We start from the raw sequence: 15,935 nt of genomic DNA on the forward strand, positions 1-15,935 counted from the left end.
CCGTCATGGGGATCTGGTCTCGGCTCGTCGGCGCGGCGTCGAGCCACGTGCCCGCGGAGTTCGTCGTCGTCGTCAACCGGGAGAGCGTGTCGATGGGCGACGACGCCCAGTCGCACCGTCGCGAGCTGCGGGTCGGGGCAGGGTCGCTCGTCGGCGATGTGGTCGAGCGCAGCAGCCCCGACGTTCGCGTGCAGGGCTGGTCGTGGGTGGCGGTCGTCGACGGCACCGTCGTCGCCGTGTGGTCGGACGACCACGGCGTCGCCCTGCTCGCCCCCGACAGGCCCCTCACCGCGTCGGACCCGGGCGGGGTCGTCCAGGTGCGCTTCCTCTACCTCGGCCGGCTCGACCCGGCGTGGCTGCACGCGCGCCTCGCCCAGGGGGCGCCGCTCGACCGGGAAGCGCTCGCCGCCGAGCACGCCCCGCTCGCCCGTGCGGTGCTCGAGCGCGAGCGCCGGGAGCGCGAGGCCGCGACGACCGCGCGCTTGCTCGGCCCGACGTGCGTGCGGGCGCTGGAGCACCTCGGGGCGGTCGTCGACCTCCACTCCGACGTGCTCTGCCGGTTCGACGTCGGCGGTGTCGCCTGGCAGGTCGAGCGCAGCGACAGCATGATCGTCGTCTTCGGCCGGGGCCGCCGTTCGCCCCTGGCGTCGCTGCGTCCGGTCGGCCTCGCGGAACGCTGGGTGCTGGCGGCGCTGGCCCTCGACCGGCACGCCGCCGAGGGCCTCGACCCGCTGCCGGACCCGCCCGTGCGTGCCGGGGCCGAGCCGGTGCAGCTCGTGGTCGCGGGCAAGGCCCGGGCTGTCGAAGGCTCGTCGGGCGCGGTCGTCGCGCAGCTGAGGGACGAACGCGACGTCGCGTCTCTCGACCTCGTCCGGGGGCGCGACCTCGACGAGGTGGTCGCCCTGTTCGGCCTCGCCGGGCCGCGCGCCTGAGGCACCCGTCGCGGCCCAGCCCGTGGCACCGCCGGCCGGCCCGACCGGGGGCTCGTTGAGGCTGCGCGCGCACGGTGACGGCCAGGCCGGCGCCCGATCCGGCGACGCCTGCCTCGGAGTCGGCGGTCCGAAGATGCGGCGGCCCAGGCGAGCACCTCCGGCGTCGAGGCGGCGCGGTCGGTCCGACATGCGCGGTGATCGCGAGTACGTCGACGTGCGGCAGCTGGCTAGCCGCTCACCTGCCTCCATGCGTTAATCGAGGTCAACAACGGTCCACGGGCCGACCTGCATCTTCATGACCGCGATCGGTCCCGCGCCAGCATCGATAGTTTGGGGAGATCAGTGGCCCGCCTCGGCGTTGGCCTCGACAAGGAAGGGTGCTAGTGCTGGCCCGGGCTCTCCATCCAATGAAGCATCGACGTCGTCGACCGTGAGCCTGGCGTGGCGGGCAAGACCATCTGCGGGAGAGAAGGCGGCGAAGTCGACCGGTTCGTGGTCGCCGCCGGCGGCCACGGCGCGGTAGCCATTCGTTTATGTCGCTACGCAGGGATGCTCGAACGAAGCGAGGGCGAGGGGCGCGACGATCCGGTGGTACTGCTCGAGCGTGCCAAACAGGAGTCACGCCCCGGAGAAGGCGAGCTCGTCGCGACCACGAGCACGACGGAGGACCCGGTCAACGAGGTCGAACCGAGCCTGAGCCCGAGCCCGAGCCAGCCGAGCGCGATAGTCGGTCATGATTCTCTCTCGCTTATCCCGGCAAGAAGGTCGTCTCGTTCGACGCGGTCGAGGAAATTCCGGGCGTCGACGATCTGCCTCTCGATCTTCCGTCGGAGCTCCAGCAGGTCTGCCAGGTGTGCGAGCTGGATGATGAGCTCTTCCGTGTAGGCGACCTCCGCAGCGAGGGCGTACGCCGCGTGCGCCCATTGCACCGCTGGGACCTCGGCGTCGGTCCCGCGCTTGTAGTCTTGCGTCTTGAGTGCAGCGATCGCCGCGCGCAACCCTGCTCCGAGGTGCAGGGTCTTGTGGATGAGGCTGCCGTCCCGCTCGATGTGCCACAGCGCGTAGGGCTCTTGCAGTGTGTTGACGAGCAGCATGGGGCTGGAGCCCACGTCACGCTCGATGCGGAGCGAGAACGTGCGTGCCTCGAGGGCGGTCGGGCCCGCGACGTCCACGGCCGCGCCGGCGACCGCATGACCTCGCCTGAGCAGAGGTTCGTGCATGCGCCGCAGCATCACCGTGTCGTCGACGTCGAAGGAGGGCGCGTCCCCGCCCCAGGAGCGCGTCCGCGTCCACCATGACCGATCCTCGTAGCGGTACTCGTAGCCGACCGCGACCCGGACAGCGTCAAGGGCGACGCGGGCGTGCGGGGCCTGGAGATTGAATTGGTATCCACCGCGGGGGCCGGGGACGACGAGGCCAGAGTTCATAAGGACGGCGGTCGCTCGGTGGAGTCCTCGCAGCCATAGAAGATAACTGGGAACTGGACGGCCACTAGGTCGTCGAGCTCTACCTCGGGGTGTTCTCGGCTGTATCGCTTCTAATCCCCGATCGGGACGTCAGGACGGACTCGAGTTGCGGGCCCTGCTAGCGTCCCCGCATCCCTTTTCGGCAGTCCGGGGTGCAGCGCTTCCAGAGACACCAGAACCGCTAGACGCTCGGGCCTTGGAGCGGTGATCTATGGGGCTGTTCTTCTCGCTCGGTCCCGACGCGAACGTTGAGTAGCTACTCGTGTTCCGCCCAAGGATCCCCTACCGGGAACCCGACCGGGACCCGGCGAATCGGATCCCAGTTATTTCCGAATGCGACTTTGGACCCGCTCAATCTGCAACAATCATCGCTATGAAGCGTTTCGACATGGATTACTTCTCATCCGTTTACGCGACCCGGTACCCTGAGTGGACAACCGGCGATCCCGATCAATTCCACTACAGCGTAGAAGCCATAACGCTTTCGAGCGGTGACGTCATCAGGCCTCAGGCCTCAGGCGTCACAGTCCTGGTGGGGTCAAACAACGCAGGCAAGTCCACAATCTTGCGTGAGGTCAATGAGTGGATGCAACATTATCCTGGACAACCGCGTCCACTTCAGAAGTCTGTCAAATCCCTCTCGGTAAACGCTCGTGGCACCGCTGGCGACCTGCTCCAATGGATCGGTCGCACAGCTCCGTTTACGACCAAGGGTGGCAGCATGGGCTTCGCTCGTGCAGGAGGCCTGCATGACCCATTGAGTCTCGCCCACTTGTGGCAGCAACCTCAGAATGGCGTAAGTGAACTTAACAACTTCCTCACGTTCTATGGCAATGCGGCCGGAAGGTTCTCCGTTGGGGGCTCAGCGGAAATGCGCGATTCCGGTGATGATCCGGCGATCCACCCAATCCATGCTTTGCAGGATTCACGAGAGCTGCGCGATCGCATAAGCGCCACGTCGGAATCAGTGTTCGGAGATCCCCTTACACTTGACACGCTCGGTCGGACAGTTCGACTTCGCGTAGGCAAGTTAGATACCCCTGCACCTCCGATCGACAACATACCTCCCGGCTATCGTGCGGCAATGACGGAGCTACGGCCTCTCGACGAGCAGGGGGATGGCATGCGAGGTTTTTTCGGTCAAGTTTTGCCGGTGATCGCGGCCACATACCCAGTCATCATTCTCGATGAGCCCGAAGCCTTTCTGCACCCACCGCAAGCTCACGCACTGGGCGCCGAGCTTGGCGCCCTGGCAGTCGAGCGTGGGGTCCAAATCTTTGTTGCAACTCACGACCGCAGTTTGCTGACCGGCCTTCTTGATTCAGGGGTGGAGGTGTCAGTAGTCCGGGTCAGTAGAGGCGGAGGCCCGACGCGAGCTCACCAGCTGGATTCGGATCAACTACAAGACCTCTGGCACGATCCGGTGTTGAAGTATACAAATGTCCTCGATGGCCTCTTTCATCGAGTCGTCGTTTTAGGCGAGGCAGAAGGGGATTGCGCCTACCTGAATGCCGCCCTTGATTATCAGCAGGAGGATGCTGATGCCCTGCCGCGGAACGAGATGCTTTTCGTTCCGACGGGCGGCAAGGACGCAATGTGGAAGGTGGCACGAACACTCCGCGCCATCGCAGTGCCGGTCATCGCAACTCCAGACCTTGACATGCTGAACAACGAGGCATCGATAAGTCGACTTGTTATCGCCATGGGGGGCGAATGGGGAGAGGCAGAAAAGACGGCTTGGGCACGCGCAACAGCGGCGCAACGAGCACCGCGTGAGGCAGTAAGCACTGGAAACGTTCTCGATGCCATCGCTGCCCTTTTCGATGAGCGGCGGGACGAGCCCTTTACCGCAACCATTCGCGAGGAACTACTCGCTCAGACGCGAAGTCGCGAGTCCCCCTGGGCTGAGGTGAAGTCCTATGGCGTTGACGCGTTCAGAGGGGAAGCTCGAACGGCACTCTTTGAGCTCCTGGCATTCTTAGAGTCAATCGGCATTGTACTGGTTCAGGTAGGCGAACTTGAGCGGCTTGCTCCCGAGGTGGCATCAAGAAAAGGTCCTGGCTGGCTTCAAGAGGCCCTATCAATAGGAGCGCAAGGGAACAACCGCACGCAGGAGCACCTCAACCGCATACTCGCAGCCAGCTCGGCAGTAGTGCTCTAACGAACTGGGTGAATGCCATCTGCTTGCAGGCATAAATGCCATGCTGGGAGGGTCTAGCTGGCTGGCTCGGTAGGCCTTCGACCGAAAGACGCCGAAGAGTTCCGCGATCTCGCTCGTTGTGTGGGCGCCGGTGCGGTGTAGCTGCACTAGGCGGTTCTCCTGCCAAAGGGCGAGCTTCGATTTGCGACCTCGGAGCTTGCCAACGGCCCTCGTGATAGCCGTACCCGTAAGGGTCGGGGCGCGGATGACGTCGTTCAGTGTCGTTGTCTTTCGTGTTTCCGCGGCCATATCTCCCTTTCAAGCCGTGAAGCCAAGCTAGCGGGACTCGCCCATTGCAGAGCTAGTGGAGGCGGACGGTCGCGAACGGGCGGCCAAGCATTGAGCGATGAACCAGTTTCTTCGTGGTGGCCCTTCACCGTGAGCTAGTACCGCGACAGTCGTCAGCGCGGGTGGTGGCCTGCACACACTCCCACTGTTTTCGGCCTGGTTCCGGGTCTCGTATGGCTACGGTTGCGATTCGTATTGCCGACCGGCCGGGCGCGCTTGGCTCCATTCGGCAGTTTGGCGGGACGGCGAGTCTCACAGCCAGGTATCGCAAGTTCGGGTCCGCATTGGTGTCACGAACCTTGGTCACGAGACAGAAAGGATGGGTCGGCGACGCCGATTGGCTATGCCCGGGTGTCGGCACGTTACAAGACACCGACCGGCAAGAGGTCGACCTCCTTCCTGCTGGCGTGCGCCGAGAGGACCTATGCGTCGAGCAGGGACTCTCTGGTGCTCGCGGCATCAAAGGCCTCCTTTGATCGTGCCCTGGCTGCCCTCCACGACGGGGACACCCTCGTAATGACGACCCCGGACTGGCTCGGGTGATCGACCACCGACATGCTTGTCTGCGCCGAGCAGCTCCGTAGCCTGGGCGCGCGCCTTCGAGTTCTGAGCCTCGGCGGAAGCGATGTCGACACTCAGACCCCGATGGGGTCGATGGTGTTCTCCGTCATGGCGGCGTTGGCGAGATGGAGCTCGAGATCAAGCGAGCGCGAGACTCTGTTTCATAACGCCGTACGGCGGGGAAGGATCTCGGTGGGCGCCAAACCGTGTTCCGGACAGCGAGATCCGCTCCGCAAATCAGTTGCTATATTCGGTCCAACTGCCAACGCGAGTAGCCCGCGATTTCGTCATGTCCCGCGCAATGCTCTCCCGCCGCATCGGCGTCCTGGTCACCAACGAAGAAATTTCGACAGACACCGCAAGCCGAGGAACGAGTTACTGACCGCGGGTCTTCTCTAGGAGCCACCATTCGGGCAACCTGCGGTTGCTCACAACTCCTGACCGAGTTCCCGTTACTGCTGCGTTACCGCTTCGCCCCGTCAGCAAAGAAAGGAGCCCCGGAACCCTTGTAAGTACGGGGTTCTCGGGGCTCTTTCTCGTGGCGGTACCGGTGGGATTTGAACCCACGGTGGAGTCAACCCCCACACATGTTTTCGAGACATGATCCTTCGGCCGCTCGGACACGGTACCGAGAGTGAGTGTAATACACGACGGGGGCTGTGTCGAAACGGTGACCCGCGCCTCCTCGGCTCCCGCGTGGCTCCACAGGCATCGCAGCCGTGATGTCAGTGGTCGGGCGTAGGTTTCGAGCATGACGCAGCGCACTTCCCTCGCCTTCCTGTCGGGCGTCGGCACCACCCTCGCCGCCGCCGGCGGGGCCTTCGCCCTGTACCGCCACTTCGCCGGTCAGCAGCGCGCCGCCGCCCACGACCTGAACGAGAAACTGCCGGTCCACTCTGCCTGGTGGCGCTCGCGCTACGACAAGAAGGGCGCCCTGCTCTACGTCGCCCTCGGCGACTCGGCCGCCCAGGGCATCGGCGCCTCGAGCCCCGCCCGCAGCTACGTCGGCCGCCTGTCGGCAGGCATTCGCCGGGCCACCCACTCCTCCCTGCGCATGGTCAACCTCAGCGTCAGCGGCTCGACCACCTGGCTCTGCCGAAAAGACCAGCTGCCGAAGCTCGCCGAATACGACCCCGACATCGTCACCGTCGCCATCGGCGCCAACGACATCATCGACTTCAAGGCCGAGTCGTTCGAGAAGAACATCCGCGCCATCTACAGCGCCCTGCCGAGCCACGCCATCGTCGCCGACCTGCCGACCATGTGGCTGCCCGACCGCGAGAAGAAGGTCGCCGAAGCCAACGCGATCGTCCACCGGGTCGCCGGCGAACTCGGCCTCACCGTCGCACCCCTCTACGAGACCACGCGCCGACAAGGGCTCCTCCGCACCTTCCGCAACTCGGCCGGCGACCTCTTCCACCCCAACGACCTCGGCTACCGCGTCTGGGCCTCCGCCTTCGAACCCGCCATCGCCGACCGCCTCGCGGAGATCGCCGCCGAGCGCGCCTGAGCCGGGCTGGGCAGCCCGATCCGGGCTGACCCGGCGCGGCCCCTCGCAGCGGCCCGACCCTGCCTGACCCGGTGCGGCCCCGGCCTGACCCGGCGCTGCATGGCGCTACCCGGCGCGGCTCCGGCCTCGAACCCCCGCGTGAGCAAGACACCCCCGCACGACGGGGTTCGATGCTCACGCGGGGGTTCGTCGTCGGCTCTCCACAGCCCCACCGAGGAGGCGCGGCGAGTGTCGGTGGCCACACCTAGGCTGTCCGCATGGCACGCCCCGCATCCCCACCCTTCCGCTGCACCGAATGCGGGTGGACATCGCTCAAGTGGGTCGGCCGCTGCGGCGAATGCCAACGCTGGGGCACCGTCGTCGACGTCACCACCACCCTCGCCAGCGCCCGCGGCACCGCCGCCATCAAGGTCGGCGCCGACCGCGCCGCCCGCCCCATCACCGAGATCGAAGCCACCAGCGTCGCCTCCTGGCCCAGCGGCATCGACGAATTCGACCGCGTGCTCGGCGGCGGCATCGTCCCCGGCGCCGCCATTCTCCTCAGCGGCGAACCCGGCGTCGGCAAGTCGACCCTCCTGCTCGAGGTCGCCTCCCGCGCCGCCGCCACCGGCGCCCGTGTGCTCTACGTCACCGCCGAAGAGAGCGCCTCGCAGGTCCGCCTCCGCGCCGAACGCACCAACGCCCTGCACCCCAACCTCTACCTCGCCGCCGAAGTCGACCTCGCCGTCATCCTCGGCCAGATCGAGCAGGTCGACCCGCAGCTCGTCATCGTCGACTCCGTGCAGACCGTCTCGTCGTCCACCCTCGACGGCATCGCCGGCGGCACCTCGCAGGTGCGCGAAGTCGCCTCGACCCTCATCCGCGTCAGCAAAGACCGCAACCTGCCGGTGCTGCTGGTGGGGCACGTGACGAAAGACGGCACGATCGCCGGCCCGCGCCTCCTCGAGCACCTCGTCGACGTCGTCTGCCAGTTCGAAGGCGACCGCCAGACATCACTCCGGTTCATCCGCGCCCACAAAAATCGGTTCGGCCCCACCGACGAGGTCGGCTGCTTCGAGATGACCGGCGACGGCATCGCCGAGGTCGCCGACCCCAGCGGGCTGTTCATGTCACGCACCGGCGCCCCCGTCAGCGGCACCTGCATCACCGTCGCCATGGAGGGCCGCCGCGCCCTGCCCGTCGAGGTCCAGGCGCTCATCGTCGCCAGCTCGGCACCGCAACCCCGCCGCGTCGTCAACGGCGTCGACTCGTCACGCGTCGCCATGCTGCTCGCCGTGCTCGAACGCCGCGCCGGCATCCGCCTCGGCGACGCCGACGTCTACGTCTCGACCGTCGGCGGCATCAAGCTCACCGAACCCGGGGCCGACCTCGCCATCGCCCTGGCCCTCGCCAGCGCCAGCCGCGACGTGTCGTTCCCGCATACCATGGCCGCCATCGGCGAGATCAGCCTCGCCGGCGAGATCCGACCCGCGTCATCCGCCACCCAGCGCAGCTCCGAAGCCCGCCGCCTCGGGTTCACGCACCTCGTCGACTCCGACGCCACCCACCTCCGCGAGGCCCTCCGCCGCGCCTTCAGCATCGGCAGCAGCCCGCGCGAACGCGAGCTCGACGCCGCATTCTGACGGCATGACCCCGCCGGGCCGCTCGCCGACCAGGGCGACGACCCGCGCCTCCTGCGCTCCGCCTGGTGTGCAGCGGCGCCGACCAGGTACGTCGGCCAGCGGCATCGAGGCAACTAGGCATCGACCGGCAGCCGGGTCGACTAGTGCAGAGCCTTCAGCAGATCCTCCGGCGTGGCCGCCATCGTGTGCGGCCCGGCGATGTCGAAGAACACCTGCTCGAGCACATCGAGGTGAACCTCCAGGAATGCCCGCAGAGCGGACGCGTCGTACAGCATCACCTGACGGTTCGTGTCGTTCGGCACCATCGCCGCGTAAGCGTCAGCCGACGAGAACAGCAGCAGGATCCGCTTGTCGGTGTTCTCACGCCCGAAGACGCGCACCTGCTCGGCCGCACCGAAGGCCACACCATCGGCGTCAGCACCGTCAGCACCGTCAGCGCCGGCACCACCGGCACCCCCGGCACCACCGGTACCCCCGGCGGCACCGGCCGACGCATCGGCCACGAGCTTCGGCACCACGACCACGTCATGGCGCAGCGCGAACGCGACGGCGGCGACATCCTGGCTGGCCAGGGCCAGCTCGAGCGCCTCGGAACGGGGGTCAGCAGCTTCGGTCATCGCTCAGTTCAAGATCATCGGGGCGGGGTCGGCCGACGTGATGTCGCCGACGAAGACGGAGAGTCGATAGGTCGCGCCATCGGCCGGAACGGCGCTGCGCGACTCGCTGTCGCAGGTGTCGGGCGACGACCGCGTGCGGTCCCAGGCGATCGCCGGGGTCTCGAGCGTCTGCCCGGCCGTCAGTGTCACATCCTGGTCGGTGCCGTTCACCTGGCAGTCCTTCGACGACCAGTACTGCTCCTCACCACTCGAGACGACCAGACGCTGCTGGTTCGACCCCAGGTTGATGACGCAGTCGGCATCGCCCGTGTTCGTGATCGACATCGCCATCTGCGGCAGCTCGGTGGCCGCGTACGACTCCTTGTCGAGGATCGCCGCCAGGGCGATGTCCGCGGGCTCGCACGCCGTGCCGTCGGTCGCGGCCGAAGGGTCGGCGCTGGGCTCGGGCGTCGCATCCGCGGCCGGAGCCGTCTCGGCGGGCGCCGTGTCGGCGGCGTCGTCTGCCGAGCCGTCGGCGGCAGGGGCGCTCGACGTCGCCGCCGCACCCGGCTCGCTCGCACCCGACCCGGGTCGCACGACGATCAGCACGATGATGACGATCACCGCGATCAGCCCGAGGGCCACCACGGCACGTCGACGCCAGTACACCGAGGGCGGCTGCGGCCCGGTCGGATTCTTGAACGTCGACATGCGCACAAGCTAACCGCAGGTCAGCCCGCGAACCCGGCACCCCGGCGGCGTGTGGGCTGAGAATCGCCCCAGCAGCAGCCGAGGAGGCGCGGTGCCGGCCCCGAGGCAGCCGGACGAGCACTCGGCCGTCCCCGCGACCCGCCCGGTCAGTCGAGCGCGGGCAGCGCCTTCAGCATGCGCGAGTTGCCGAGCGTGTTCGGCTTGACCCGGGCCAGGTCGAGGAACTCCGCCACGCCCTCGTCGGTCGACCGCACGAGCTCGCCGTACACCTCGGGCGGCACGAGCCCGTCGTCGCCCACGTTGAGGTACCCGTGCTTCTCGAAGAAGTCGACCTCGAACGTCAAGCAGAACAGGCGCCCGATCTCGAGTCGACGCGCAGCGCCTTCGAGGGCCTCGAGGAGGCGGTGGCCGACACCCCGACGGATCCATGCGGCATCGAGAGCGAGCGTCCGCACCTCGGCCAGATCGTCCCACATGACGTGCAGCGCTCCGCAGCCGATGGGGGTGCCGTCGGGGCCGACGGCGATCTGGAACTCCTGCACGTCGCCGTACAGCGTCACGAGATCCTTGCCGAGCAGGATGCGCTTCTGCACGAAGGGCTCGCAGAGCCGCTGGATGTGCGGGACGTCGCTGACGACGGCGTCGCGGACGGTGATGCCGAACTGGTCCGCTGTGGTCATCGGGCCAGCCTACTCAGGCCGACCCGCGCCTCCTCGGCTCCGGGTACGCCGAAGGGCGGCCCGGCCGGAGCCGGACCGCCCTCGCGGTGAATCGGATGGACCCTCGATCAGCTCTCGATCTCGGGGGCGTCGCCCACCAGGACCTCGTCGCGACCGGGCTGGCGCGACGTCTCGAAGGTGAACTCGCCGTCGACGAAGTCGATCGCGACGTGGTCGCCCGCGGTCAGGTCGCCCGTGAGGATGCGCTCGGACAGACGGTCTTCGACCTCGTGCTGGATCGCACGACGCAGCGGACGAGCACCCAGCGACGGGTCGAAGCCGATCTTGATGAGCTGCTCCTTCGCGGGCAGCGTCAGGACGGTCGTCATGTCGCGGTCGAGCAGTCGCTCGGACAGGCGCTTCACGAACAAGTCGACGATCTGCAGCAGCTCGGGCTTGCTCAGCTGCGGGAACACGATGGTGTCGTCCACGCGGTTGAGGAACTCGGGCTTGAAGTGCTTCTTGAGCTCTTCGTTGACCTTGGCGCGCATCCGGTCGTAACCGGTCGCCGTGTCGCTGTCGCTCTGGAAGCCGACGGGGCCACCAGCGATGCCCTTCGACCCGAGGTTGGTCGTCATGATGATGACCGTGTTCTTGAAGTCGACGACGCGACCCTGACCGTCGGTCAGGCGACCCTCTTCGAGCACCTGCAGCAGCGAGTTGAAGATGTCGGGGTGGGCCTTCTCGATCTCGTCGAACAGCACCACGGAGAACGGCTTGCGGCGGACCTTCTCGGTCAGCTGCCCGCCCTCTTCGAAGCCGACGAACCCGGGAGGGGCTCCGAACAGACGCGAGACGGTGTGCTTCTCGCCGTACTCGGACATGTCGAGCGAGATGAGCGCGCCCTCGTCGTCGAACAGGAACTCGGCGAGCGCCTTGGCCAGCTCGGTCTTACCGACACCGGTCGGACCAGCGAAGATGAACGAGCCGGAGGGGCGGTTCGGGTCTTTCAGACCGGCCCGCGTGCGGCGGATGGTCTTCGAGAGCGCCGCGATGGCCTCTTCTTGCCCGATGACCCGCTGGTGCAGCGCCTTCTCCATGAAGACGAGACGCGAGGTCTCCTCTTCGGTGAGCTTGAAGACGGGGATGCCGGTCGCCTGGGCCAGCACCTCGGCGATGATGCCCTCGTCGACGGTTCCGCCGGCTCCGGCTTCGCCTGAACGCCACTGCTTCTCGAGTCGGAGACGCTCGCCGAGCAGCTTCTTCTCCTCGTCGCGCAGCGAGGCGGCCTTCTCGAAGTCCTGGTCTTCGATCGCGCCCTCCTTCTGACCGCGGACGCCGGCGATGCGCTCGTCGAACTCGCGCAGCTCGGGCGGCGCCGACAGGATCGACAGACGCAGACGCGCGCCGGCCTCGTCGATCAGGTCGATGGCCTTGTCGGGCAGGAACCGGTCGCTGACGTAGCGGTCGGCGAGGTTCGCCGCCGACACGATGGCGCCGTCGGTGATCGAGACCTTGTGGAACGCCTCGTACTTGTCGCGGAGGCCCTTGAGGATGTTGATCGTGTGGGGCAGCGAGGGCTCGTGCACCTGGACCGACTGGAAGCGGCGCTCGAGAGCGGCGTCCTTCTCGAAGTGCTTGCGGTACTCGTCGAGCGTGGTCGCACCGATCGTCTGCAGCTCGCCGCGGGCGAGCAGCGGCTTCAGGATCGACGCGGCGTCGATGGCGCCCTCGGCGGCACCCGCACCCACCAGGGTGTGGATCTCGTCGATGAATACGATGATGTCGCCGCGGGTGCGGATCTCCTTGGTGACCTTCTTCAGGCGCTCCTCGAAGTCACCGCGGTAGCGGCTGCCGGCGATGAGCGAGCCGAGGTCGAGCGAGTAGAGCTGCTTGTCTTTCAGCGTCTCGGGGACCTCGCCCTTGACGATCGCCTGGGCCAGGCCCTCGACGACGGCCGTCTTGCCGACACCGGGCTCGCCGATCAGCACGGGGTTGTTCTTCGAGCGGCGGGAGAGGATCTGCATGACCCGCTCCATCTCCTTCTCGCGCCCGATGACCGGGTCGAGCTTGTTATCGCGCGCCGCCTGCGTCAGGTTGCGACCGAACTGGTCGAGCACCTGACTGCCGCCCTGCGCGCCCTGGGTCGCTTCGCCGCCCACGGCCACCGCCTCCTTGCCCTGGTAGCCGGAGAGGAGCTGGATGACCTGCTGACGGACCCGGTTGAGGTCGGCGCCGAGCTTGACGAGCACCTGGGCGGCGACGCCCTCACCCTCGCGGATGAGGCCGAGCAGGATGTGCTCGGTGCCGATGTAGTTGTGGCCGAGCTGCAGCGCTTCGCGCAGGCTCAGCTCGAGGACCTTCTTCGCCCGGGGCGTGAAGGGGATGTGACCGGTCGGCTGCTGCTGGCCCTGACCGATGATGTCCTGGACCTGCTCGCGCACGGCGTCGAGCGAGATGCCCAGAGACTCGAGGGCCTTGGCGGCTACGCCTTCGCCCTCGTGGATGAGACCGAGCAGGATGTGCTCGGTACCGATGTAGTTGTGGTTGAGCATCTTCGCCTCTTCTTGGGCGAGGACGACGACGCGACGGGCACGGTCGGTGAATCTCTCGAACATCTTCTTTGCTCCCTAGGTGACGGGGTGGAGTTGTCGCCACCGATACGCAGTCGGTGCCCGCAGGGGGTGGCACCGGTTTACACAGAGAGTAACCACGGGACACCGCTTAATCAGCCCCTGTTCGCTGGGGGCATAGAGCGGCCTCGCGACGGGCCGCGGCAGGGCCGCGGCGGGCCCGCGGCAGGCCTCCGGGGTCGGGCTGACAGGGCCGACAGGGCCGACGACTAGCCTCGGCCCCATGGGCACCTTCACCGTCGGGCTCGTCCCGCACCCCACCAAGTCGGTCGTCGACAGCGTCGCGATCCTCCGCGACTGGACGACGCGTTCCGACGCGCACCTGCTCGCGATGACCGCCGACGCGGCCCGGGTCGGCGACGGCGTCGAGCTCGTCGACGAGGACGTCTTCCGCGAGCGCGTGTCGGTCGTGGTGGCGCTCGGCGGCGACGGGACGATGCTCGGCGCGATGCGCCTCGTGGCCGAACGGCCGGTGCCCGTGCTGGGCGTGAACTACGGCAACGTGGGGTTCCTGGTCGAGGTCGAGCCGCGCGACCTGCCCGAGGCCCTCGATCGGATCGGCGAGAAGCAGTTCTCGCTGGAGGCGCACCACGCCCTCGAGGTGACCCACACCTCGTCCGGCTTCGAGAACACGTACCTGGCCTTCAACGACGTCTCGGTGGCACGGCGCCCCGGCGAGGGCGTGGTCAGCGCCGACCTCGTGCTCGACGACACCCCCTACGGCTTCTACAAGGCCGACGCGATCGTCGCCTCCACGCCGGCCGGCTCGACCGCCTACAACTACGCCGCCGGAGGGCCGATCCTGTCGCCGGCCGTGGCGGCCGTCGTGGTCACCCCGGTCGCCCCCATGTCGGGCATCGACCGCTCGGTGGTGCTGGGCCCGCGCGAGCTGCTGCGGTTCGAGATCGGCGACGGCACGCACTCGGCCGCGCTCGAGATCGACGGACGCGTCATGGCCGACGTGAGCGCCGGGTGCGTGGTCGCGCTCCGACTGCGCCGCGACGCAGGCCAGGTCATCCGACTCGACGCCGACCGGCACGGACGCAAGGGGCGCCTGAAGCTGAGCCTGCTCGACCTGCCGCTGCGCGAGGACCAGCTGCTCGAGCTCGTGCCGAGCGACGTGCGGGCGCGGTTCCGCGAGCGCGTCGAGCGCGGCGAGCGGCCGTAGCCGGTCGCCCGGCCGTAGCTCGAACGTCAGCCCGCGCCACTCGGTACCGCTCGACCCCAGACGGTGGGCAGAAGATGCCCCTCGCGCGGCGCTGAAGGGCGACTTCCGACCAACCTCGCAGGCCCTCACTACGGTGGTCAAAAGACGCCGTTCGCCCGGCACTGAAGGGCACCCTCTGACCAACCTCACGAGCCCCACTGCCACGGTGGTCAGAAGACGCCCGTCGCTCGACCTCGAAGGACGACTTCCGACCAACCTCGCAGGCCCCGTCGCCACGGTGGTCAGAAGACGCCTCTCGCGCGCGACTGGCGGGCGACTTCTGACTAGCCTGGACCGAAGCGGACCGCCCTAGGCCGGAGCAGACCCCGCGCGGGTCGATGTGAAGTCTTCGCCGGCCACGCAGCGACATCATCCGACCACCCCGCTCGGTATCGCTCGCGGCCGCCGCCTGTCTAGGCGAGAAGACGCTCGACGCGGGCCACGAGTTCTGCGGCCCGCCGCCCGTCGAGGTCGTCGCCCGTGCAACGGACCGTCCGCCAGCCCGCGTCGGCGAAACGCTCGCGCCTCAGGATGTCGTGCCGGAACCGACGACGATCGAGCCGGTGCTCGTCACCCTCGTACTCGATCGCGACCTTGCGCCACCGGTACCGCAGGTCCGGCTTGCCGAGATAGCGACCGCTGGCGTCATAGGTCGGCTCATTGATCTCGGGCTCGGGCAACCCCGCACGGACGAGAAGGAGGCGCAGGTCGGTCTCCCTCGGCGACTCCACGCCCGGGCGGATCAGCTCGAGGGCCGCTCGGACCCGCCCGGCCCCGGGGACCCGGCCCACAGCGGCGATCGCGGCGATGAGCTCGTCGATCGACCGTTCGCGCGCCTCCTCGTGAGGCGACCACGAGCCGGCCAGAGCGTCGCCCGCTCGGACGAGCTCGTCGAGACTCATGAGGGTGCCGGAGCGCGCCCAGGCCGAGAGGGGATCATCGACGGGCAGTTGTCTCCGAGCAGAACTCGCGCTGCGCCACGATGCTGATGACGAGACGTCGAGCCGAGTCGGATCGGGCAGACGCGTCGCCGCCGACCGGTGCCCGACGACGCCCGGCCGACGTGGGCCGCGCCCGACGCTCGTGCTGACGTGCAACGGCTCGACCCCGGTGGTCACCCGGAGAGGGACGGGCAGGTTCCAGATCGCGAGCGCCGTGGCGTGTGAGAAGAACCAGCTCTCGAGCATGACGGGCTGCAACGCCAGCGCCCGATCGATGACCACGGCCGACGGCCCCGGGAGGGCGGCGGACTCGAACCCCGTACGGGCCGGTATGAGCTCCGTCGCAAGGCCGGGCGGCCGGGCGGCGGGTATGGCACGGTCGTGCCTCGCGATGCGCTCGGACGCGAGACGGACTCCGCGATGTGGAGCCACGAGATCGGGGCCGCGGAGACGCTTCGCCCCCAGACCGGCCTCTCTCGCTTCGGCGACGGAGAACGGACGGTCGACGAGGTTAGGGGGCAGAGGGATGCGCGGCATGAGGCGAGACTGGCCCGGCTGAGTTGACCCGCGCCTCCTCGGCTACGCCCCCTGTGGACGATTCGGCCCCGC

11 protein-coding genes and 1 tRNA gene are annotated in these 15,935 nt (G+C 67.9%); 5 read left to right on the top strand and 7 right to left on the bottom strand.

Going from position 1 to position 15,935, the window contains the following annotated elements; translation table 11 throughout:
• Window positions 1-5: 5 nt before the first annotated feature.
• Window positions 6-932 (top strand): hypothetical protein, encoded by a 927-nt coding sequence (locus ACZ6JE_RS06040; protein ID WP_464318452.1) that lies wholly within the window; start codon window positions 6-8, stop codon window positions 930-932.
• 731 nt (window positions 933-1,663) lie between these two features.
• Here ACZ6JE_RS06040 and ACZ6JE_RS06045 read toward each other — a convergent pair.
• Entirely contained in the window at window positions 1,664-2,359 is a 696-nt protein-coding gene (locus tag ACZ6JE_RS06045) for a hypothetical protein (protein WP_464318453.1), read from the bottom strand.
• Between the two features lie 412 nt (window positions 2,360-2,771).
• On the opposite strand from ACZ6JE_RS06045, the gene ACZ6JE_RS06050 reads away from it, so the two are divergent.
• Entirely contained in the window at window positions 2,772-4,559 is a 1,788-nt protein-coding gene (locus tag ACZ6JE_RS06050) for an AAA family ATPase (protein WP_464318454.1), read from the top strand.
• A gap of 1,427 nt (window positions 4,560-5,986) precedes the next feature.
• Here the strand turns inward: ACZ6JE_RS06050 and ACZ6JE_RS06055 are convergent.
• Window positions 5,987-6,077, bottom strand: a tRNA-Ser gene (locus ACZ6JE_RS06055).
• A 121-nt stretch (window positions 6,078-6,198) separates the two neighbouring features.
• Between ACZ6JE_RS06055 and ACZ6JE_RS06060 the strand changes: the two genes are divergently transcribed.
• Together ACZ6JE_RS06060 and radA are read left to right on the top strand one after the other, a co-directional pair.
• Window positions 6,199-6,957, top strand: coding sequence for an SGNH/GDSL hydrolase family protein (locus tag ACZ6JE_RS06060; protein ID WP_464318455.1), 759 nt, complete (start codon window positions 6,199-6,201; stop codon window positions 6,955-6,957).
• 257 nt (window positions 6,958-7,214) lie between these two features.
• Window positions 7,215-8,579, top strand: coding sequence for a DNA repair protein RadA (gene radA / locus ACZ6JE_RS06065; protein ID WP_243214870.1), 1,365 nt, complete (start codon window positions 7,215-7,217; stop codon window positions 8,577-8,579).
• Window positions 8,580-8,719: 140 nt separating this feature from the next.
• On the opposite strand, the gene ACZ6JE_RS06070 is transcribed toward radA, so the two are convergent.
• The 4 genes from ACZ6JE_RS06070 to ACZ6JE_RS06085 form a co-directional block, all read right to left on the bottom strand.
• Window positions 8,720-9,196, bottom strand: coding sequence for an SseB family protein (locus ACZ6JE_RS06070; protein WP_464318456.1), 477 nt, complete (start codon window positions 9,194-9,196; stop codon window positions 8,720-8,722).
• A 3-nt stretch (window positions 9,197-9,199) separates the two neighbouring features.
• Window positions 9,200-9,886, bottom strand: coding sequence for a hypothetical protein (locus ACZ6JE_RS06075; protein ID WP_464318457.1), 687 nt, complete (start codon window positions 9,884-9,886; stop codon window positions 9,200-9,202).
• Window positions 9,887-10,032: 146 nt separating this feature from the next.
• Window positions 10,033-10,566 (bottom strand): amino-acid N-acetyltransferase, encoded by a 534-nt coding sequence (locus ACZ6JE_RS06080; RefSeq protein ID WP_464318458.1) that lies wholly within the window; start codon window positions 10,564-10,566, stop codon window positions 10,033-10,035.
• Between the two features lie 107 nt (window positions 10,567-10,673).
• Window positions 10,674-13,163, bottom strand: coding sequence for an ATP-dependent Clp protease ATP-binding subunit (locus ACZ6JE_RS06085; RefSeq protein ID WP_192061742.1), 2,490 nt, complete (start codon window positions 13,161-13,163; stop codon window positions 10,674-10,676).
• 238 nt (window positions 13,164-13,401) lie between these two features.
• On the opposite strand from ACZ6JE_RS06085, the gene ACZ6JE_RS06090 reads away from it, so the two are divergent.
• Window positions 13,402-14,346, top strand: coding sequence for an NAD(+)/NADH kinase (locus ACZ6JE_RS06090; protein WP_464318459.1), 945 nt, complete (start codon window positions 13,402-13,404; stop codon window positions 14,344-14,346).
• A 452-nt stretch (window positions 14,347-14,798) separates the two neighbouring features.
• On the opposite strand, the gene ACZ6JE_RS06095 is transcribed toward ACZ6JE_RS06090, so the two are convergent.
• A complete protein-coding gene (locus ACZ6JE_RS06095; RefSeq protein ID WP_464318460.1) occupies window positions 14,799-15,863 on the bottom strand; it encodes a hypothetical protein in 1,065 nt (354 codons plus the stop codon).
• Window positions 15,864-15,935 lie beyond the last annotated feature (72 nt).

The sequence above is a fragment of the Frigoribacterium sp. AC759 genome (assembly GCF_979256015.1).